Here is a 225-nt window from a genome sequence, read left to right as displayed (position 1 = left end):
TGTGCCATTTGTTGATGCGTGAAATATTCCGTATCCGCAACTTTACTTTCATCATAAACAGTTAAGCGTAATCTTGTTGTACAGTTAGTAACATCTTTGATCTTTTCTTTGCCGCCTAAACCGTCTAGGTAATACGCAGCTTTGTCTTCGTATTCATTTCCAGTTGAAGCACGTTTAGAATCTACGCTATCGCCTTTTTTATTTTTGTAATCTTGCTTAGAAAAT

Annotated in this window: 1 protein-coding gene; it reads right to left on the bottom strand. The window is 36.0% G+C overall.

The window, feature by feature from the left end; genetic code table 11:
* On the bottom strand, window positions 1-225 hold a 225-nt coding region (locus tag D9V42_RS14980), incomplete at both ends, for a PTS transporter subunit EIIB (RefSeq protein ID WP_158593200.1).

It is taken from the genome of Staphylococcus pseudoxylosus, assembly GCF_003697915.1.
Lineage (GTDB): Bacteria > Bacillota > Bacilli > Staphylococcales > Staphylococcaceae > Staphylococcus > Staphylococcus pseudoxylosus.
The sequence above is the reverse complement of the archived record's forward strand: the minus strand, read 5'-3'. Positions and strand labels throughout refer to the sequence as shown.